This window comes from Synechococcus sp. PCC 6716 (assembly GCF_022570815.1).
In the GTDB taxonomy this organism is placed as follows: domain Bacteria; phylum Cyanobacteriota; class Cyanobacteriia; order Thermosynechococcales; family Thermosynechococcaceae; genus Thermosynechococcus; species Thermosynechococcus lividus.
The window spans coordinates 21,740-41,827 of the sequence record NZ_JAKLTU010000023.1; the positions used below are offsets into that span (position 1 = coordinate 21,740).

The following is a 20,088-nucleotide window of genomic DNA, read 5'->3' on the forward strand; positions in this document are numbered from 1 at the left end:
TTTACCTAGATAGCCTAGTGGCTGCAGAACATCCCTTTGTCCTTGAACTTGCGATCGCCCTTAGTACCTCCGCCTTCGGGGGATTTATTGCCCATAAATTCCATCAACCCGCCCTCTTAGGATACTTGGGCGCTGGGTTATTGATCGGGCCAGCCGGGGTAAGTTTCATCAGCGACCCTCAGCAAATTGAGGGATTGGCGGAACTTGGGGTTGCGTTTTTGCTATTTGCCCTTGGCGTGGAATTCTCTCTAGCAGAGCTCAAGCGAGTACGAACCCTAGCAATCCAAGGCAGCATCTTACAGATGGGGCTCACCACCTTATTGGTTATGATATTGACCTTGGTTGTGGATTGGGTGACTACGCCCCTTCAAGGCCTGTTTATTGGGTTAGTTCTTTCTCTGTCTTCAACCGCCGTGGTCTTGAAAATCTTGACGGAACGGGGAGAAACAGCGACTCTACATGGGCAACTAATGTTAGCTTTACTGATTGCCCAAGACCTAGCTTTAGGGCTGATGTTGGCGTTTCTACCAGCGTTGGATCACCCTAAAGCTTTTTGGTCCATGCTAGGTATCGCATTACTTAAATTTCTTGTATTTGTTGCAGGTGCCATCTTGTTCGGGCGATGGGCCGTTCCACGGTTGATGCAAACGATAGCTGCAACGGAAAGCCAAGAGCTTTTTCTACTGACAATTATTGCTCTATGCCTCAGTATTGCTTGGATAACGGCACAACTAGGGTTATCTATTGAAATGGGAGCATTTGTGGCTGGTTTAATGGTGGCTGAGGTTGATTATTCCAATCAGGCTCTCGGTCGTATTTTGCCTCTACGAGATACCTTTGCATGTCTATTTTTTGCCTCAGTGGGAATGCTCATTAATCCTCAGGTTTTAATCCAAAACTGGGCTATTATCTTAGTTCTTGTCACCTTAGTTATGCTAGGTAAAGCATTGATTGTTTTGCCTATAGTTTTGCGATTTGGATATTCCTTTAGAACCGCTCTATTAGTTGCAGTTAGTTTAAATCAAATTGGTGAATTTTCTTTCGTTTTAGCCTTAGAAGGATTTACCCTTGGCTTGATCAATGAACATCAGTATCTCTTATTACTGGGAACAACAGCCATTACTCTAATTCTTACACCTGCATGGATTAACAGTGCCCCTTGGATAACCACAACCCTAAATAGAATCCCATTTTTTAACGATTGGTTTAGCCATGCCGCTGAGCCAACACTTTTCTCAGTACCTGAGAATTTGCAGGGACACGTCATCGTGGCCGGTTATGGAAGAGTAGGGCAAGTGCTTGTGAATATGCTTTTGAATCAGGGCTATACAGTGGTTGTAATAGACAATAGTGAAGTGGCTGTTCAGCGTCTTCGAAGTCGTCACATTCCTTTTGTTTATGGTGATGCGGATGTTGAACAAGTCCTTGAAAAAACGCACCTAGAAACTGCTAAAGCCCTTGCGATAGCACTTCCTGATCCTGTTAGTACACGCCTTGTGCTCCAACGAGCACTCTCTCGTGCCCCTCAACTAGATATTATCGCTCGGTGCCATATTGACAGTGAAATTGATGCATTAACACAGTTGGGTGCCCGCGAGGTTGTACAACCAGAATTTGAAGCTGCTATGGAACTCGGCGCTCACCTGTTAGCGAGCTTGGGCGAAAGTTCGGAGTCTATCAATGATATCATTCAAAGCATTCGTCGCGATCGCTATCGCAGTATTCGCACATACAGCGGTTTGCATGACTAACTGGCACAGTAGCAGCAGTGAGCAAAGTAGTTCGGCTCTGCCGTTAGTTGCGGTAATAATTTTTACTAATTAGAGAATCAATCTAACAACCTTTCCCGAAAATTGCTGAAGTTTACAAAGCCATACGCTTGTCGTTTAATCAACTTAATACGATTATTCATTCTCTCTATTGCTCCACTGGTGGTGCGGTTTCTAAAGTAGTTGCTAATTCCACAACTTTGGAAAACCCTCCCCACATATCCACGCTCATCTCTTCCACCTGTGCTCTCACCTCAAAGGACTGCTGCTTCAGGTCTTCAATAGTCTCTTCCTATTGAAGCCTATCAATGACTTCGATGAATTTCCCCATTTCAAGATTTCCGATAACGGTAGCGAAGTTTTGATGTCCTTTGCGCTTACTGACTACATCGACTCCAATCCATTTGACTCCGTTCCATCCAGCGTTTTTTCTGAGCATACTGATGCTTGAAAATCCCTCGAATTCGCTCAAGACTTAATGGTTCTGCTCAACTAACTTGTTCAATGCTGCATCGCTGTTTATGTATCGACTTTCAATATTTCTGTCTCCATGCATAATCTTTGATTTGGGTGGAGAGGATGTCAACGTTGTTTCATTGGTAATTCGCTATTGATGGCTTCAATGCGGTCTTGCTCTGCGGCATTCATGTGGTCAAGGTAGTGATCAAAGATCTGGGCAAGGCGCGGCTCATAAAATCGATGGAGGCTGTAGTTGGGCGTTGCCGGAAAGCCGCGGCGTTTCTTGTGGCTGCCGCCAGCGCCGGGATCAAACCGCTGGATACCGTTGGCGATCGCCCACTCAATCGGTTCGTAGTAGCAGGTACTAAAGTGCAAGCAGTCAATATCTTGCCGTGTGCCCCAGTAGCGACCGTAAAGCTGATCTCCCTTGGTGACACAAAAGGACATGGCCGTAGGCTGGTGGCCTCCTTGGCTTGGGTAGGCGGCAAACAACACTAGGCGGTGCTGATAGCGATCGCTGAGGGCTTCAAAAAAATCTCGGGTGAGATACTTGCTGCCCCACCAGCCAAATTTGTCGCAGGTATCGGCATAGAAATCGTACATTTGCCGCAACAGCCGCCCAGTAACGTCATTACCATGGTGGACCCGAAAGGTCAGTTCCGCTTGGGCAACGGCCTTGCGCTCCCGCTTGATATTACGGCGTTGGTTGGCATTAAAAGCCGCTAAGTAGTCCGCAAACGTCTGGTAGTTGTGATTGTGCCAGATGTAACTGTGGTGTAGCCATGGCTGATAGCCATAGGCTGTGGCGTAGGGCATCCACTGCGGATCCACGTAGAGAAAATGGCAACCAGACAGACGATGATGGGCACAAAGGCGATCGATTTCGTGGAGCATCACCTTCGTAAGGAAGGCCACATCCGCCTCGGCGGCTATCAAAAAACGATAGCCTTCTGCGGGGGTGAAGGGTGCCATACCCAACAGCTTCGGATAGTAACGCACCCCCAGCCGTTCCGCTAGGTCGGCCCACTGACGATCAAAAACAAACTCCCCTTGACTATGGCCTTTGATGTAGAGGGGCGCTGCCGCTACTAATTCACGATTCTTTTGGGGTGTCTCTTGCCACACCAGTAAATGGTGCGGTAACCACCCCGTTTGGGGTGTTGCGCTGCCGGATGCCTCAATTTGATGAAGCCACTCCCACTCAAAAAAAGGGGTCTTGAGAGGCAACGCAAGGGCATCCCATTGCTCTTGGGGCACCTTTGCAATGGCATTGACCCACTGAATCGTTAAGTTAGCAGCCAGTTCCGCCTTAGCCATACCCTTGAGTGCAAAAGCATCTGTTGTACTATAGCAACTTGCATCTTCAGACCATACGTGTGGCGCTCATTGCCTCCGGTGCGTCGTCGAGGCGGCAACCCCTTATTCTGCTCGAAATCCGTGGACAATCACAAGAATAAATTCTTGCAGAGGTGAATTCACTGCGGTGTAAGGTAGAAGGTTAAGACCCCCAATGTGCGACTAGGGGGTGCAGCCGCCGTTATCTTGCTGAGGACTGGGAATGCTAACAAATCTACTGGCTTGGAGTCTGGCGATCGCCAGTTTAGGCTTGTACTTATCCGGGTTCTTTTTGCCAGAGTTGTACCGTAAGTTTGATTTGGCAGCCAGTGGTGCCGGTCTCTTTTTTGCCTTGACCTTGTGGATCTACGGCGATCGTGTCAATGGTGGTTTACTTTTGGGTACTACCGCAGGGGTTGCCCTAATTCTCTGGTTTGGTTGGCAAACCTTTCAGTACCGCTGGCAACTGACCCACCCTAGCGATCGCACCGATACCCAAAAGGCAAAAGCGCTCTGGCAACGCATTCAAACATTGCTTCCAGAAAGTACGCTAACCCAGATCAAAGACCGTGTCCAACGTCTATTCAGTGGTGCCGTAGCAAAGGACAAAGACAAAGGGATAGCCGCTGCACCACCTACTGCTCCCAGCTCAGAGCCGCTGATGGATACAAGTTCTGATATGAAGGAGGACTTGTGGAGCGAAAGCCAAACCAGCAGCACCTTACCCACGAATGTTGAGACAGTGTCCCCAACCGCAGACGCACCAGCAGAGTCAACTGTTGAAGACTCACCATCCATAGCAGCAACAGCCGCACCACCCAGTGAGCCAGAACAGCCACCGGCCACCCCAGACCCAGAGCGTGCAGAGCTAGCGGATGCTCCGGAGAACACGCCAGTATCAACCCCCGTCACTGACGAGTCTGCGGGTTTAGCGGATTTAGAGGTAGAGGAAACCCCTGCATCAGCGGTAGATCTCATCAATGACATTCCCGACAACAGCGACGAAGAAACCCCCACCACAAGCATTGAAAATCCAGAGCACTTGTCATTTCCCACGGATAGCTCTAGTTCACATGAAGGTGAGTCATGGCCTCCTCCGGGCACTAGCGTATAAAAGGGCACTCAGAACCCATCAACTAGTTGAAGAAACCTTTGGTCGCCATGTGGGTTGTCAAGCAGCGCGAGAAATTTTGCAGCAGAACCCACAAGGGGGTAAAATGCGCGGCGGTTTTGCTCAAGACAAGTGCAGTCAAAGACCCGAGACGGCTGGGGAATCAGTTGCCACGCCTTCGTCTTAAGTTGTTCGAGGGGCTGGCGAGTCACAATGGCACTCCCCCAGCGAGCGGCAGGAACCGGTAACTGGTAGCACACCTTATTGAGGGCATAGGCTTCTGTTCCTAGTTCAGGATTCTGCTGCCACCGGCACGTGAATGGATAAAGGAGTCGTGCCTCCTCCTCAAGGGTCTTAACACAAAACTGGTTGAGGATCACTGGGTAGGAGTTGCCAGAAGATGTCATGCTGTGGCTCGAGAGTGTAATGCGCTAGGGGCGATCGCCAACCATGTCGCGAATCAGCATCAACCGTGATGAAATATAAGTTTCCAGATGAGACCGTTGGCTCTGTTCAAGGGGATAGGTATCACTAAAATGGTTGAGGAGCCATCGCTGCAATGCACAATCATCTAAACTGAGCAAAATCCCCACCTGAGTCTGCTCGACAAAATACCAAAACTGCCGTAGTAGAGAGGGGGTCATCGTCACTCTCCTTTAAGATTTTCTTTATAATCTCTACTTTACGTCCCTCCCTTTAGATGCGGGGGTGATGTGGTCAAGATGCAATTAAAGTTAGCGATTCCACATGAACTAATGTAAAGATTTGCTACGACACTTGACAAATGGCCTGAGTTGAAATGGTTCGTGCTGTTCTGCCACCCATGGCACAATCAAAACATAGCCTCTGAGATATGAGATAGCTGATGAGCCACTCTCCCCTTGTGACGGATGCGGATATTGCCGCTGAAGGACTGAAGCCTAACGAATACGATGAAATTGTTCGCCGTTTAGGGCGGCATCCCAACCGTGCCGAATTGGGTATGTTTGGGGTGATGTGGTCAGAGCACTGCTGCTACAAGAACTCTCGCCCCCTGCTCAAGCAGTTCCCCACTCAGGGAGAGCGGGTCTTAGTTGGGCCTGGGGAAAATGCTGGTGTGGTGGATTTGGGAGATGGCCTTCGCTTGGCCTTTAAGATTGAGTCCCACAATCACCCTTCAGCCATCGAACCGTTTCAGGGAGCCGCCACGGGGGTCGGGGGCATTCTGCGGGATATTTTTACGATGGGGGCGCGTCCCATTGCCCTGCTGAATGCGCTGCGGTTTGGTGACCTGAAGGAGGCGAAAACCCAACAGCTTATCAAGGGGGTGGTGGCCGGCATTGCCCACTACGGTAATTGTGTGGGGGTGCCCACCGTAGGGGGCGAGGTCTATTTTGACCCCAGCTACCGCGGCAATCCTCTGGTGAATGCCATGGCATTGGGACTGATGGAAACCCCAGAGATTGTTAAATCCGGTGCCAGCGGTGTGGGGAACCCAGTGCTCTATGTTGGCTCTACCACTGGACGGGATGGCATGGGGGGGGCCAGTTTTGCCAGCGCCGAGCTAACGGATGACTCCATGGGCGATCGCCCCGCAGTTCAAGTCGGAGACCCGTTTCTAGAGAAGTGCTTGATTGAAGCTTGTCTTGAAGCCTTTCAAAGTGGTGCGGTTGTAGCCGCCCAGGATATGGGAGCCGCGGGCTTGACCTGCTCCACCGCCGAGATGGCCGCTAAGGGAGGGGTAGGCATTGAACTCGATCTTGATAAGGTGCCAGTGCGAGAGCAGGGGATGGTGCCCTACGAGTTTTTGCTCTCGGAATCTCAAGAACGGATGCTCTTTGTAGCGGCCAAGGGTCGAGAAGAGGAGTTGCTGGCTATCTTCCACCGCTGGGGACTACAGGGGGTTGTGGTGGGTCACGTCATTGCCGAACCGGTGGTGCGAGTACTCTACCGGGGTGAGGTGGCAGCAGAAGTGCCTGCCCGCGCCCTTGCCGAAGATACACCCCTCTATACGCGCGAATGCCTCCCAGCCCCACCAGCCTATGTACAACAGGCACGGCAGTGGCAGCCAGAGCAGTTAGCATTGCCTAGCCAATCGTGGTCGCACGTTCTCCTGACGCTGCTAAGTACCCCTAGCTTGGCCTCCAAAGCGTGGGTATATCGCCAATACGATCACGAGGTGCAAAATAACACCCTTGTTTTCCCAGGGGATGCGGATGCAGCGGTGATCCGCCTGCGGGGCACCCACAAAGGGATTGCAGCTACGGTGGACTGTCCTAGTCGTTATGTCTATTTAGACCCCTACGAAGGGGGCAAAGCCGCCGTGGCTGAAGCCGCCCGCAACCTCAGTTGTGTCGGTGCAGACCCCCTAGCCGTTACTGATAACCTCAATTTTGGCAGCCCTGAAACCCCGGTGGGCTATTGGCAGTTGGCGGAAGCCTGCCGGGGCTTGGCGGACGCTTGCCGTGCCTTCAACACCCCCGTTACTGGCGGCAATGTCTCCCTCTATAACGAAACCATTGACAGTACCGGGCAACCCCAGCCCATTTATCCTACGCCAGTGGTGGGGATGGTGGGGTTGATTCCGGATCTGGCACGGGTGGTCGGTCAAGGGTGGCAAACCAGTGGGGATCTCATTTACCTATTGGGTTTGCCGCTGACGACACCGCTTAGCGATCCCCGCGTGACGTTAGGGGGATCGGAATATCTTGCCCAACTGCACGGCTGTGTTGCTGGTTGCCCGCCGCAGATTGATTTGCACCTAGAGCAGCAGGTGCAGGCGGCCTGTCGTTACGGCATTCATCAAGGCTGGCTGGCCAGTGCCCACGATCTGAGTGAGGGAGGGTTGGCCGTTGCCCTTGCGGAATGTTGCCTCAGTGGCCAGCGGGGAGCAAGCATTCAACTGCCGGAGGGGATTTACCCGCGCTGGGATGCTGTTCTTTTCGGGGAAGGGGGAGCGCGTATCCTTGTTTCTGTTACGCCAGCACAACAAGTGCTGTGGGAGGCCTATTTGAGTGAGCACTTGCCGGAGTACTGGACGCGCTTGGGAATTGTCAATGCTCAAGGGACAGAATTGTGCATTGACACCTGTGACAATTGCACCCTTATCAAGGTTACGATGGAGGAGTTGACCGCCGCATGGCGATTGCCCCTGCCAGCGTACTTAGACTAGATGACTAACTCAAAACTGACCGATAAACCGGAAGAAGCCTGTGGTGTTTTTGGGGTGTATGCCCCCAATGCCGAAGTTGCCCGCCTTGCCTACTTTGGCCTTTACGCCCTACAGCACCGCGGTCAGGAGTCGGCAGGTATCGCCACCTTTGCGGGTGACACCGTGCACTGTCATAAGGACATGGGGTTAGTCTCCCAAGTCTTTGATGAGGGGATTCTCAACACATTACCTGGCGAGATTGCAGTAGGCCATAATCGCTACTCCACCACGGGGTCAAGCCGTATTGTCAATGCCCAACCTGTCTTGGTACAAACTCGCCTTGGCTGGCTGGCTCTGGCGCACAATGGCAATTTGGTGAATACCTATGCGCTGCGGGAGCAGGTGTTAGCCTGTAGTGAACCCACGGCCGTATTAGCCAGCACCACAGACTCAGAACTCATTGCCTGGGCGATCGCTCAAGCGGTAGAAACCAGTCAAACCTGGCAGGAGGGCATTGTTTCTGCCGTGCAGCAGTGCCAAGGCGCCTACAGCTTAGTGATTGGCACGCCTGTCGGTCTCTTTGGTGTGCGGGATCCCCACGGTATTCGCCCCTTGGTCATTGGCCGCCTCCTCTCAGCCCCTGGGGCTGATCCTCACTACGTTCTAGCCTCTGAAACCTGTGCCCTAGATATTATTGGCGCGGACTATATCCGCGATGTGGAGCCTGGGGAAATTGTCCATATTACTGCCAGCACCATCAGTAGCCATCATTGGGCCGAGTCACAGCGCAAGCTCTGTATTTTTGAAATGATTTATTTTGCCCGCCCCGACAGCGTCATGCAGAGCGAGAGCCTTTATAGCTATCGCCAACGTCTTGGCCAGCAGTTAGGGCGCGAGGCACCGGTGGCCGCAGATGTTGTGATTGCTGTCCCCGACTCTGGGGTACCGGCAGCCATTGGCTTCTCCCAAGCCACGGGGATTCCCTATGCCGAGGGGCTGATTAAAAACCGCTACGTTGGCCGCACGTTTATCCAGCCCACCCAGTCCATGCGGGAGTCGGGTATTCGCATGAAGCTCAATCCCCTGCGGGATGTGCTGATGGGGCAGCGAGTGGTCATTGTGGATGATTCGATTGTCCGTGGCACCACCAGTCGCAAAATTGTCAAGGCACTGCGGGATGCAGGCGCGGTGGAAGTGCATATGCGCATTTCCTCACCGCCGGTGACCCATCCCTGTTTTTATGGCATTGATACCGATAACCAAGATCAACTCATTGCCGCGACCAAATCGGTGGCCGAGATTGCTGAGCAAATTGGCGTAGATTCCCTCAGTTACCTGAGTTGGCAGGGGATGATTAGCGCCACCTACGATACGGGCGATCGCTTTTGTTCCGCCTGTTTTACGGGGCAGTACCCCATTACCATTCCCGAGCCAGTGAAACGGCAAAAACTTGTCCTTGAACATATTCCCTAATGGTACAGACAGCGCCCTACGGGCAATGGGACTCCATTCTGACGGCAGAGCGCGTCAGTGCTGCCGCCACGGCGATCAGTGACTTACGTTCAACCCCTGCCGGACTCCTATGGCTAGAGCGCCGTCCCCAAGACCAAGGACGGGTGGTTCTGGTGAGCGAGCAGCAGGATCTTCTCATCCCTCCCTACAGTGCGCGATCGCGAGTGAATGAGTACGGTGGGGGTGCCTATTGGTGCCACGGTGATCAGATTTACATAGTCAACGATGCAGATCAGGGGATTTATCGGCTCTCTAGGCAGCAGCCTATCCCCCAACCTCTCTATCAGGCAGCCAATAGCCGCTTTGCCGATGGCTGTGTGCATCCGGTGAGTCGTTGCCTTGTCTGTGTTCAGGAGCAGCACCTAGAGCAGGGAGCAACGCAGCAGCAGTTGGTGGCTATCACCCCCACAGGAGACCTCACCCCCCTCGTGTACGGTGCTGGATTTTATGCCGCGCCCCGCTTTAGCCCTAGTGGCCAGACCTTAGTGTGGTTGCAGTGGTCACCTCCGGCGATGCCGTGGGATAGCTGTGAACTCTGGGGGGCAACCGTCACGGCGGATGGTACCCTTGGACTCCCTTACCGCATCGCGGGTGGGGCAACGGAAGCGGTGCAGCAACCTCAGTGGCAGGGAGAGACCCTCTACTACGTGAGCGATCGCAGTGGTTGGTGGAATCTCTACCGCTATCGCGAGGGGGTGCACGAGCCCGTATGGCAGGCTCCCTACGATGCGGGGATGCCTCCTTGGGTCTTTGGCCAGTCCACCTATGCCCTAGTGAACGCTGAAACTGCCGTCTTAACCTATAGCGATCGCGGGCTGTGGCGGTTAGCTCTTGTCTCCCTCAAGGATGGCAGTTGGCAGACCCTTGCGTGTCCCTACACCGAGATTCACGCCCTAATCACTGAGACTGCTGAGCAAATTGCCTTTATTGGCAGCAGTCCCCAAGCTCCCCCCCAAGTGATCCGCTTTCATCTTCAGCACCAGCAGTGGTTACCTCTACCGTCCCAGGAACCAAGCCTCCCCAAAGAGTGGCTGTCCCAACCAGAGGTTGTTGAATTCCCCAGTAGCGAAGGAGCCATTGCCTACGGGTTTTTCTATCCTCCCTGTAACCCCGAGTATGCTGCCCCTGCCGGCATCTTGCCCCCTCTGATTGTCAAAAGCCATGGGGGGCCAACCGCCGCTAGTGGTACGGGTTTAGATCTACGCACCCAGTTTTGGACGAGTCGTGGCTTTGCGGTCTTAGATGTCAATTATGGCGGCAGCACCGGCTATGGACGTGCCTATCGCGATCGCCTGCGGGGACAGTGGGGAGTTGTGGACGTGGCGGACTGCGTGGCGGGAGCGCAATTTTTGGTAGCCCAAGGTCGAGTCGATAGCCAACGCCTTGCCATTCGCGGCAGTAGTGCCGGAGGCTTTACCACACTATGCGCCCTGACGTTCACTAACGTGTTTCGAGTAGGGGCAAGTTACTATGGGGTGGCCGATCTCATCGCGATCGTCCAAGACACCCATGCCTTTGAAGCCCACTATTTTGATTCCCTGATTGCCCCTTACCCTGAGAGGGCAGACCTCTATCGCCAGCGATCGCCCCTGTACCACACCGATCGCCTCACCTGTCCAGTAATCTTCTTCCAAGGGCTAAAGGATACGGTGGTTCCTCCCGCTCAAGCCGAACAGATGGTTGCCGCCCTCCAGGACAAGGGTATTCCGGTAGAGTACTACACCTTTGCCACCGAAGGCCATGGCTTCCGCCACGCCAGTACCATTGAAGCAACGCTGACAGCAGAGCTAGCGTTTTACCAGCGCTTTTTACTCTGACAATGTAAACTTCCCCGCCCTAGACGGGCGAGGCTTTCTGTAGCCCTCCGGCTATCTCGCAAGCTAGCCAGGAGCCTCCAGGCAGCGTTACGGACTGCCCCAAAAGCGCAATATTGATTGCTCCATTTAGGTCTGCATCACCAATCCATCCGCAATGCCCACACTTGAACTTTTTTTCAGTTCTCAACCCAATATGCAAGCAACAATGGCAGGTTTGACTGGTATAGGCAGGTGGTACAGCAACCACCTCAACTCCTTCCTTGATACCCTTGTATTCCAAGAATTGTCGCAACTGATAGAACGCCCAACTGTTCGACCGTCTCCGCTCGGTCGTGTTTCTCGGTTGCTGGTTGATTCTATCTCGAATGCCGGTCAAATCCTCGATAGCAACAATGGCATGGAGGTGTTTTGCTTCACGAATGATGGATGCACTGATGGAATGATTGAGCCATCGCTGAAAACGTCTCTCCCTCCCCGACAGCCGTTGCAGGACGTGTCGGCATCGACGCCGACTCGACCGTGTGCCCTTCGAGGCTTTTTGCTGGAGCGATGCTCTCACTTTGGCGAAATGATCTCGAACTTGATTCAACTGCTTAGCATCCCACCCTTTACCGGTACTAGTTTTAGCGATTTCACGCCGACCGAAATCAACGCCAATCCCCTTGTCTGACCGAATGGGTTCAGGAGCGTCGTCGCTCAGTTGAATGTGGATGTAGTATCGTCCATCTCTGTGCTTGCACAGTTGAGCCGACGTGGGTTGACACCCCTTCAGCTTGCTGCGCTGGTAGTGTCCTATGTCCAGTTTGATGTGTTCTCTACATCCCAGCAGGGTCAGGCTGACTGTCCAATCCTTCTCCCGAAAAGAGAAGATTCGGGCATCGTAGTCTGCCGAAGTTGGACGAAACGCTTTGACAGGCTTGCCCTTCACTTTGGCTGTTTTTCGATTCGCCCCAACCCTAGCACAAACCCTGACTGCCTGATTAGCACTCAACCCAAACTGTTCTCGCAGGTCGTTATAGACCAACGACTGAATCGTTGTTTTGCTGGTTGTTTTGGGTTTGACGCGCTCATTGGCATAGTTGCAAGCAGCAGCAAACGCCTGAAGCACTGCCTCAATCTTGGCATTTTGTTCAGGTGTGGTTGCAAGTTTGCAAACTAATGTCAGAGTTTGTTTCATCCTCTTATATTTCCACATGTAACTATGAAAAACAAGCGTACTAAACTTGGCAATTTCGGGGGTATTGAACCCCTCTCAATTGCCGCTCCTGTCCCTCCCCGACCTGAAGGTGCGGGGCTTCTCGGAGGTTTTCTGTGAACGAGCGAGGTTTTATCCGGTTCCCGAACCCTCCGGTTTCTATAATTTTTAGCTTTGCATCTTTTGTTACCCTCACCCTAGCCCTCTCCCAAAGGCGAGGGAACAAAACCCTTAGCTCCCTTCTCCTTGGGGAGAAGGGTTGGGGATGAGGGCAATTATGCGCACTCGCTACCCTTGCGCGATCGAATCGTGCCCAGCAGCGTGACCACTTGGACACAGCGTTGACTATTGGCGGCGGTACTCCCCACTGGCTGCAAGGTAATTTGTTGCGGTGGCGTATTGGTAGTGGCCACACGACCATTAAACTCGTAGGTCAGGCGATAGATTCCCCCATCTAAGGGCAAGGTTGTTTGCGCAGCAACAATCTGCAATTTATCCGCATCATTCTCGAGCAGGTTTTGCCACTGCCACTGGGCAACAGGGGTCGTGGCGCGATTCACAGACCACTGCACCCGGTTACCCTGGGTGCGAAAGGCCACCGTCCAGCGGAGGTTTTCCCGCCGTGCTCCGGCTTGCGCGAGCCGCATCGCGGAAATGACTTCATTGACCCCCGATCGCATCCGTTGCTCGCTTAACAACGAGAACCACGACACCCCGGCCAAGCTGGCAATCAGCGCCACAAGCACCACAATAACTAGAGTTTCAATAAGGGTAAAGCCACTGTAGCGCCGCCGCACTGCCATCATGTTAGGCACCTGAGTCATACTGAGTCCTCCTTTAGTTACCGGGCACTTTTTGATATACGCCACGACTGAGCACTGTGGTGGTTAAGACCGGCCGTACCGCTTCATCTTGGGTACGAATGGCAGGCTTGCCCCGAGGATTGGCGCGCAGATACACAAAGGTGGCGGTGTTGAAGTTCGAGCCACGACTCTGAACACAGGCATAAAAGCTGTTTGGGGGTGACGTGCTCAGCAGGGGAGTGCGCACATAGGCATTGATATTGGGACTACTCACAGCCCCTTGGCAGGCGATCGGGGTGCTGGCAACATCCGTCCAGTTGCCATCAATAAAATCGGCAACAACCGGTAAGTTCGCCAGATCATTACTGGGGCTGGATGCTTGCAAGTTTGCACCTGTATTTAAATTTAAGGGCCATGCCACAAAGTTGGTATTCACCGTGGGATCGACATAGCCGGGGGTTTGGGTAATTGTGGTGCCGTTGATGGTTGCATACTGGCGTAATTGATAGCGCCGTAGCCGAGCAACACCCTGCCATTGGCTATCTGCGGTTGTATCGAGGTAGTAAACCACCAGCGTGTAAGCCCGGCGGGCATTTTGAATTCGCAGGCACTGTTGATTATTGGCTGGGCAACTGGTGGGCAATACAAAGGCAGGGTTATTATCGTAGGGCAACGGCTCTAAAATCCACATGGCTAAAATGGGGCGGATATTGGCGCCAAAGTTAGGAAAATAATTGGTAATGGGGGTGCGGCTACTGCCATCAGCGTTAGCGCACAGGCCAGCACCCTGTAAGCAGTTGCCATCATAGACAAAGGTGGCTTGGGACAAATCTGCCATAATAAAGTTCATGGCGGATTGAAGTTCTTGCCGCACCTCGTTCAGGGAGGCTTCCCGAGATTCGGTTTCAATCATGTCAATTAAAATGGCGCCCAGAGAGACCGTGATCACTGAGCCAATCAGGAACGATACCAATAGCTCAATTAGGGTAAATCCTCGGGCTGCTCGCCGCCAATGCCGCAGTTTCATCGCTCGTCTGCCTTTATTTTAGGAACATTCACTAATCGAACAAAGCGTTGTGCTCGAATCCCCCTGCACAATATCGGTGGTGATGACCGCCAAGGGTAAGCCAACATTACCAATGGAACTCGTCATAGTGGCGGGTTGCTGCTGAATGGGCGTGGCGGTACTGGGGCTGCCATCGGTAAATGTGGCGCGGTTATAGACCCGCACCTGCATTGGGTAGCCAACGATGCGGTTATTGGGGCCAAGGGTGAGGGTGCCACGATACATCTGCACGACAAATTGAGCGTTATTAAAGGTGCGCAAGCAGCCTTGGGTGGCGGCTGTGGGCAACCCCATGCCGCCGCCAGTACAGGTGGTCACGGTCGTGGGAGGGGGCTGGCTTGAGAGCAGATTTGGCTGCCCCAGTGTTGCACTTACTGAGCTTTGGGGTGGAATGACGTTAGTGGTCACATTTACTCCCTGCTCCATCAGGACGCGCATGCGATCAGCTTCGGCAAGGGCAAGGGCAGTGGCTTGGGCAATGCGATCGTTTTGCACCCGCGTGGCTGCCACGAGCATGAGGGGCGCGGCTAAGGCGGCAACCGCCACATTCACGACAAGAATGGCCACAATGCACTCGACAAGGGTGAGACCGCGTTGGGCATAACGAACTGGTGTAAACACGATACCCATGGCAGAAACCTCCAGATTAGGCGGGGCAACCGGTAACGCTTGGATCCACCCTGCCGCCGCCGCCTGGGCGTTGGGCACAACGCAGCCGCAGGATGTACGGATCATCGGCAGGCAATTCAGTGTAGTACTCGCTGCGTTGGCGGGCGGGGGTAATAAAGCGGCTGGCAACCGGCCCGGCGGGCGCTAGCTGAAGGCCAACATCGTAGCCCCAGCGCCGAGTAGGTGCACCATAGTAGTTAATGCGCTCAGCCCCATCGGCAGCACAGTTAAAGGCGGTGTTGACGTTGCGACAGGCAGCGGTTGCGGGAACTTCCCACTGGTCTTGATCAAAGGGACCTGTCGCTTGGGTGGAAAAGTTGAGCTGAATAAAGGCTCCCTGAATCCAGAGGTTGCCCCATCCTTCAAGGAAGCGCGGGAAGTTATGCATGCCGCCGTAGGACTGGGTGGGGCGGGAGGGCACAACCCCGCTGATCAGCACGGCATTGACGCGAGTATCAGCTGGGGTAATCCGCGATCGCGCGTCTGTGAAAGCGTAATAGGTATTGTAAGGGTTATTGGGGGCCGGGTCGCCCCCGGTGCCACTGGGATAGATTTCTAAGACTGCACCAGTGCGATCAACTCGCGCACCGTTTGTATGATTCACCGCCCATGGTGTGCCATTGCGATCCACAAAAATGGGGGAGCTGGGGTCAAAGGGGCTTTCCCGCAGCCAAACGGAATTCCCCGGCAGATCGGCGCTGGGGCGGTTGGCATTGAGGAACGAGGTGCGCAGGTTATCACTGGTAGCACAGGTCGTATAGATCCGCGTATTGGCGGGATTGTTCACCTGCGCATTGCCCCCTGTTTGTTGGGTATAGTTTGTGGCCACGTTTTCCGGTGACGTATTGCCGTACCCTTGGATGGGATCGTTGTAGGCTTGGGCAAAGTAATCGTTGGCAGAGCCATTACAGAAGTTATTCGAGAGGATACTGACAGCATCTCCGAGAATTTCTGTGGGGCGCCAGGTATCTGAGGTGGGGCGGGCAAAGCGACTGTCGAGGGTGGTGCGGTTGTTGTAGAAGCTTGTGGCATCAAAGTCGTTGGGTAGCTTTTGGGTAAACTCTTCGATGCGGTTCGCTTCGCTGGTGCTGCCATTGGTACTATGCCAGTTAAAGTCCCCTTGGATATACACAGGGTTATCACTAATAAACGACAAGCCCGCAATGTTGCGATCGGCGCTAATGCCTTGGCGATCGAGGCGCACGCCATTCCAGAGGCGGAAGCCATTGGGACGGCGCATGGGATCGGCAAAAAAGTCCACCGGTTTTGTGGAAATGCCATTGGCCGCCAATGTCGGATCGTGAGGCGCGGCTGGATTGGTATTCATCCAGTTTTGACCACTGACCGCGGGCCGAGCAATGCCATCTTCGCGCACGGCATCTTCGCGGAAGGCATAGACAATGCCCCCCATCGGCAGCCATGTGTCACCCCCAATGGCGGTACGCCGCAGCAGGTCGAGGTCGAAGTCCATTTCCCGCACTGCCATTTCTTCGCGGCCATTAAACAGGGTATTGTCCAAAAAGGCCACATTCCGGGCATTGCCCGCAAAGTCAATAATTTGATTGAGGCGATTGGGAAAACGCTGGGAATTAATGGTTACACCCGTGGCCGCCTCGTTAGGAATAAGGAACTCACCCGTATTGGCGCGGGGGGTTGCCGCAATGTCCGCCGGAGCCACACCGTTGAAGATTGCGGCTAGGGCGGGATATTTAATGGCGGTGTTAAAGGTGCCGAGAATGGGTGTTGGCGCACTTATGCTGCGATTTCCTAGACGGACAACAACAGAGTTTACAGGAATACTGCCAGTAGAGCTGCCGCCAAGGTAGCGCAGGATGACGGTAGGGCTAGTCTGAGTCACCACAAAGCGACCCGCAAAAGTACTTCCAGAGCGCATTTCAAGAATATCGCCAACGTTCAAAGGGAGGCCTGTTATGTTCACGGGAACTGTAGAGCCTAGAGCGGGCAAGGTCACAGCGGCAGTGACGGTTCCAGTTTGTAATGACCCGGTCATGATCGAGGCGGAGGCACCTGCTGAAATCTCAGTCCAAGGGGGGGCATTCCCAGCTTGAGCCGGATTGGGGTTTCGCAAGGTTACCGTCAGCAGTTTGCCGCTGCCATCAGTCGTACGGCCTGTTAGCTCCATACGACCTACGCCAGCAATATAGACACTGCTACCGATATCGCTATCGCGCACATCAAAGTTATAGCTGGGGGCATCTTCAATCTGAACGGTGACCGTGCCGTTAACGTTGGGCATCGTAAATTGCTGGCCAATGACGAAGCCGCGCCGCTCTAACCCTAAACAAAAGGCATCCCGTAAGTGGCGGTAGGTCGGAGGAATATTGCAGGTGTAGCCTGCTGGGTTGCGGTCGTAGGCGACTTGCTCTTTGAGGGCAATGAGGCGTGCCAGCCGCGCATTGACATCGTCATTAGTTTCCTGCAATGGGCTCAGAGACCAGCGAGCATTGCCAATAAGGGCGCTGATGTAGGCATTGGCATCCAGATAGCCACTGCGGTAGGACAGGGGGCGATTATCGGGAAAGCCTTGGCGATAGACCTGCAAAACGCTGCTGGTGGGGCTGTCGCGAAAGGGAATGACTTCCCCGTTGCCAGTGGTGGCGCTAATGGGAATGGGTGATGATGGTAATAATGGTGGTAGCGGGGGCTGCTGAAACTGATCTAAGTTGCGGATCGCAGTGTTGAGGTTGCTAAGCTCCGTTGGATTGAGGCTATCATAGCTAAGACTGTTCAGAGTATTAACACTGTGGGCGAGCATCCCTAGCATACAGGCCGCTGTTTGCTTGGTGCTTTGGTCGGCCAAGCTATTGTTGCCGTAGGTGGGGTCAAGGGCACGGGCAAGGTTAGAAAAGTTACCGGCACGGGTACTCACAGGGTTGGGGTGAATTTGGCCTGCTTCTTGACGCGGCGGAAAGGCACCCAGCATGCCGGTGCCATTTTGGCTTGTGTCAGCGGCATAGGCCACTAAGTTGGCCAGTGCCTGCTGCATCGCGGGGGTGTTCGGGTCAGGGGGAATAAACTCCCAGCCGTTGGTGCCGCGGCCAGTAAAGAAGTCAAAGAACTGAAACCCAGCAGGCAGGGTTACCCCAGCGTACTGGTTAAACATAATGCTGCGCAGCGCTGCTTGGGGGGTACCGTGGTGGTGGGTGGTGGCGAGGCAGGCAACGGGTTGGTAACCGCCGGTATCTTGGCCAGGATAGGGCTGCACAAAGGGATCGGGAATGCTGGAGTTAATAGTGGTGCCCACCGCTTTGTAGTGGTAAATGGCGGTGGCTTGCACGGCGGCGAGGTCATCGCGCAGGGTGCGATGCTGGTAAAACTCGTTGCGGCGGTTGTTGTTGGCGGTGTTGCCTGCGGGCGGGTCGAGGGGTTTACCGAGTTCAAGGCGTTCACCCACAATCACCCGTAGCCCTTCTTGGCGGGCGCGGCGCTCCCAGTAGCCATCGAGGCCGACTTCGGTGCGGCGATCGACTTCGGCAGAGGCGGGGACGGTATTGCGCAGCAGGAGTTGGTTAGTGCTGGGAATTTGGCTGCCAATTAAGGTACCGGGCGGCACGACGCGATCGGCAAATTCTGCGGCTACGTCAGGATCATTCTCAAGGGCATCGCGAGTGACGTTGGCATAGACCGGTTTAGGCCCGTAGCGATCGTCGGCGCGGTAGGTATCATCCACGTAGGGCTTTGAGACCTGCTGGTTCGAGAAACGCCCTGTGCCGCCGCTGTCTGCTGGACCATAAAACTGCTGGTTCCAATTGTTTGCCCGAAAACTGGCGTTACTGGTGTCTGTCGCGCGCGAACGACTGCGATCTTCGGTCACAATTAGCACCGGATTCAGGGCGAGTTGAGCCGGTTGGCTAACGGAATCGACAACAGAGTCACGGCTGGCTCGAAACTGCGTATTTTGGCCGGGGGGGTCGCTATCACCAGTGGTGTAGGGGTTGGCTGGTGGCTCGCGGTAGGAGTGCACCGTGGTGATGCCGTTGGTGTTATTGTCCCGCAGGGTACCGGCAATAAACTGTCCTTGGAACACGGGTTCTGTGGTATTGCCATCGCCATCCATGTCGTAAATATCCGGAACCTGGGCGGCGGTAATTTCTGAGGCGGCACGGGTATAGATGCAGGAGTTGGGGGAGCTGACAAGATAGGCGGTGAAGTTGTTGCCGCCACCCACAAAAATACTCCCCTCTGTGTGCATGGCACCATTCCAGCGGAAGGCCGGCCCTGGAAAAATTTCAAGGTCATTGCGGAACCATGCCCCCCACTTATTGCCGCGATCTAACTCGCGCTCTTGCACAAAATCAAGGGTGGCAAGGGCTTGACCGCCATTGCGGTTTTCATAGACAAAGGCGTTGACCTGAAAGTTCTTGCGCAAACTAGCGGTGCCAATACTGTCCCACCCTGCTTCTGCGCTGCCAGCGGCGGTGCCACCCACACTCGCACACTGACCAGCCGCTTCAGAAATATTCAGGGCGCGGTTACGGGTGACTAAGGCAGCGGCTTTGGCGGCATCGCTTTGGTTGATTTGGCTGTCGTTGGGGCGGGTCATCAAAATGGAGTAGGCGACAATGGAGTTGGGGGTAGGCTGAAAGACCCACGCGTTATCCACCGCGCCATCGCCATTGATGTCAATTCGCTGTTCGTCGGCAAGGGTGTAGGGGTCAGGGTTTGCGCCCTCGTTGAGCATCAGTTCCTGTAGCCGCGCCTCGCCGGGTACCCCACTGGGACGGCGGGGTTCGCGGGTAAAGAGGTATTCCAGTTTGGCTTTGGCACGGTCAATGGCCGGGGTGGCGGCGTTGAGGACTTGAATATCTTGACGTTCGCCGGCCACTTGGCTGGTGCGATTCAGGGTGCGCAGCATCAGGGCACCCACCGTTAGGGTCAGCACCAAGGTGACAATGATGGCGGTGGGCAACACAAAACCTGCTCGGCCAAAGCGCAAGGGTCGCCCTCGGCGTTGTCGAAGCACTGGCGAAAGGCGACGCTGTAACCACAGCCGCAGTTGATAGAAAAGATGGCGGATACTGCGAATCAGTTTGCGATACTGTCGCTTAGACAGGCCGAAGCGTCGGTGCTGCTGAGTCATAGGGTAACCTTATGAAAGACAAGCAAGGAGCGGTGATCGGAACCGGCAAGGGTTTACTTTAGTGTGGTTATTTTTTCGTAAAAAATTTCATGGTGACGGTGGGCTCTTCATAAAATTTTAC

The 20,088-nt window shown here is 54.1% G+C and carries 14 protein-coding genes; 5 read left to right on the forward strand and 9 right to left on the reverse strand.

Annotated elements, in window-relative coordinates:
• Positions 1–17 precede the first annotated feature (17 nt).
• Positions 18–1,751 (forward strand): cation:proton antiporter, encoded by a 1,734-nt coding sequence (locus L5220_RS09935; RefSeq protein WP_499573333.1) that lies wholly within the window; start codon positions 18–20, stop codon positions 1,749–1,751.
• Between the two features lie 77 nt (positions 1,752–1,828).
• On the opposite strand, the gene L5220_RS09940 is transcribed toward L5220_RS09935, so the two are convergent.
• Together L5220_RS09940 and L5220_RS09945 are read right to left on the reverse strand one after the other, a co-directional pair.
• Positions 1,829–1,987, reverse strand: a complete 159-nt coding sequence (locus L5220_RS09940; protein WP_499573335.1) for a transposase — start codon at positions 1,985–1,987, stop codon at positions 1,829–1,831.
• A 364-nt stretch (positions 1,988–2,351) separates the two neighbouring features.
• Positions 2,352–3,545, reverse strand: coding sequence for a GNAT family N-acetyltransferase (locus L5220_RS09945; RefSeq protein ID WP_499573336.1), 1,194 nt, complete (start codon positions 3,543–3,545; stop codon positions 2,352–2,354).
• A 241-nt stretch (positions 3,546–3,786) separates the two neighbouring features.
• On the opposite strand from L5220_RS09945, the gene L5220_RS09950 reads away from it, so the two are divergent.
• Entirely contained in the window at positions 3,787–4,677 is an 891-nt protein-coding gene (locus tag L5220_RS09950) for a Ycf66 family protein (protein WP_499573339.1), read from the forward strand.
• Between the two features lie 8 nt (positions 4,678–4,685).
• Here the strand turns inward: L5220_RS09950 and L5220_RS09955 are convergent, their stop codons facing one another.
• Positions 4,686–5,081: a hypothetical protein gene (locus L5220_RS09955; protein WP_499573343.1), complete on the reverse strand. Its 396-nt coding sequence runs from the start codon at positions 5,079–5,081 to the stop codon at positions 4,686–4,688.
• Positions 5,082–5,105: 24 nt separating this feature from the next.
• Positions 5,106–5,318: a hypothetical protein gene (locus L5220_RS09960; protein WP_099798151.1), complete on the reverse strand. Its 213-nt coding sequence runs from the start codon at positions 5,316–5,318 to the stop codon at positions 5,106–5,108.
• Positions 5,319–5,539: 221 nt separating this feature from the next.
• Between L5220_RS09960 and purL the strand changes: the two genes are divergently transcribed.
• From purL to L5220_RS09975, 3 genes are read left to right on the forward strand one after another with little or no spacing between them, the layout of a single operon-like run.
• Positions 5,540–7,825 carry a phosphoribosylformylglycinamidine synthase subunit PurL gene (gene purL, locus L5220_RS09965; protein WP_499573346.1) on the forward strand — a complete coding sequence of 762 codons (2,286 nt, stop codon included), beginning with the start codon at positions 5,540–5,542 and terminating at the stop codon, positions 7,823–7,825.
• Entirely contained in the window at positions 7,826–9,277 is a 1,452-nt protein-coding gene (purF, locus tag L5220_RS09970; protein WP_499573348.1) for an amidophosphoribosyltransferase, read from the forward strand.
• A complete protein-coding gene (locus L5220_RS09975; RefSeq protein WP_499573350.1) occupies positions 9,277–11,133 on the forward strand; it encodes a S9 family peptidase in 1,857 nt (618 codons plus the stop codon). Before purF ends, L5220_RS09975 begins: the two co-directional genes overlap by 1 nt.
• Positions 11,134–11,152: 19 nt before the next feature.
• On the opposite strand, the gene L5220_RS09980 is transcribed toward L5220_RS09975, so the two are convergent.
• The 5 genes from L5220_RS09980 to hpsA all read right to left on the reverse strand — a co-directional run bounded on the left by L5220_RS09980 (position 11,153) and on the right by hpsA (position 19,967).
• Positions 11,153–12,310 carry an RNA-guided endonuclease InsQ/TnpB family protein gene (locus L5220_RS09980; RefSeq protein WP_499573352.1) on the reverse strand — a complete coding sequence of 386 codons (1,158 nt, stop codon included), beginning with the start codon at positions 12,308–12,310 and terminating at the stop codon, positions 11,153–11,155.
• A 293-nt stretch (positions 12,311–12,603) separates the two neighbouring features.
• Positions 12,604–13,152: a prepilin-type N-terminal cleavage/methylation domain-containing protein gene (locus L5220_RS09985; RefSeq protein WP_448526662.1), complete on the reverse strand. Its 549-nt coding sequence runs from the start codon at positions 13,150–13,152 to the stop codon at positions 12,604–12,606.
• Positions 13,153–13,165: 13 nt separating this feature from the next.
• Entirely contained in the window at positions 13,166–14,158 is a 993-nt protein-coding gene (locus tag L5220_RS09990; protein ID WP_448534351.1) for a prepilin-type N-terminal cleavage/methylation domain-containing protein, read from the reverse strand.
• Positions 14,159–14,176: 18 nt separating this feature from the next.
• Positions 14,177–14,905 (reverse strand): hypothetical protein, encoded by a 729-nt coding sequence (locus tag L5220_RS09995; RefSeq protein WP_499573355.1) that lies wholly within the window; start codon positions 14,903–14,905, stop codon positions 14,177–14,179.
• Positions 14,844–19,967, reverse strand: coding sequence for a hormogonium polysaccharide biosynthesis protein HpsA (gene hpsA / locus L5220_RS10000; RefSeq protein ID WP_499573356.1), 5,124 nt, complete (start codon positions 19,965–19,967; stop codon positions 14,844–14,846). Before hpsA ends, L5220_RS09995 begins: the two co-directional genes overlap by 62 nt.
• Positions 19,968–20,088 lie beyond the last annotated feature (121 nt).

Excerpts from the sequence above, each read along its gene's own strand:
- purL (WP_499573346.1), top strand. The coding sequence starts at position 5,540 with ATGAGCCACTCTCCCCTTGTGACGGATGCGGATATTGCCGCTGAAGGA.
- L5220_RS09945 (WP_499573336.1), bottom strand. The coding sequence starts at position 3,545 with ATGGCTAAGGCGGAACTGGCTGCTAACTTAACGATTCAGTGGGTCAAT.
- L5220_RS09980 (WP_499573352.1), bottom strand. The coding sequence starts at position 12,310 with ATGAAACAAACTCTGACATTAGTTTGCAAACTTGCAACCACACCTGAA.
- purF (WP_499573348.1), top strand. The coding sequence starts at position 7,826 with ATGACTAACTCAAAACTGACCGATAAACCGGAAGAAGCCTGTGGTGTT.
- L5220_RS09950 (WP_499573339.1), top strand. The coding sequence starts at position 3,787 with ATGCTAACAAATCTACTGGCTTGGAGTCTGGCGATCGCCAGTTTAGGC.
- L5220_RS09985 (WP_448526662.1), bottom strand. The coding sequence starts at position 13,152 with ATGACTCAGGTGCCTAACATGATGGCAGTGCGGCGGCGCTACAGTGGC.
- L5220_RS09955 (WP_499573343.1), bottom strand. The coding sequence starts at position 5,081 with ATGACATCTTCTGGCAACTCCTACCCAGTGATCCTCAACCAGTTTTGT.
- L5220_RS09990 (WP_448534351.1), bottom strand. The coding sequence starts at position 14,158 with ATGAAACTGCGGCATTGGCGGCGAGCAGCCCGAGGATTTACCCTAATT.
- hpsA (WP_499573356.1), bottom strand. The coding sequence starts at position 19,967 with ATGACTCAGCAGCACCGACGCTTCGGCCTGTCTAAGCGACAGTATCGC.
- L5220_RS09975 (WP_499573350.1), top strand. The coding sequence starts at position 9,277 with ATGGTACAGACAGCGCCCTACGGGCAATGGGACTCCATTCTGACGGCA.
- L5220_RS09960 (WP_099798151.1), bottom strand. The coding sequence starts at position 5,318 with ATGACCCCCTCTCTACTACGGCAGTTTTGGTATTTTGTCGAGCAGACT.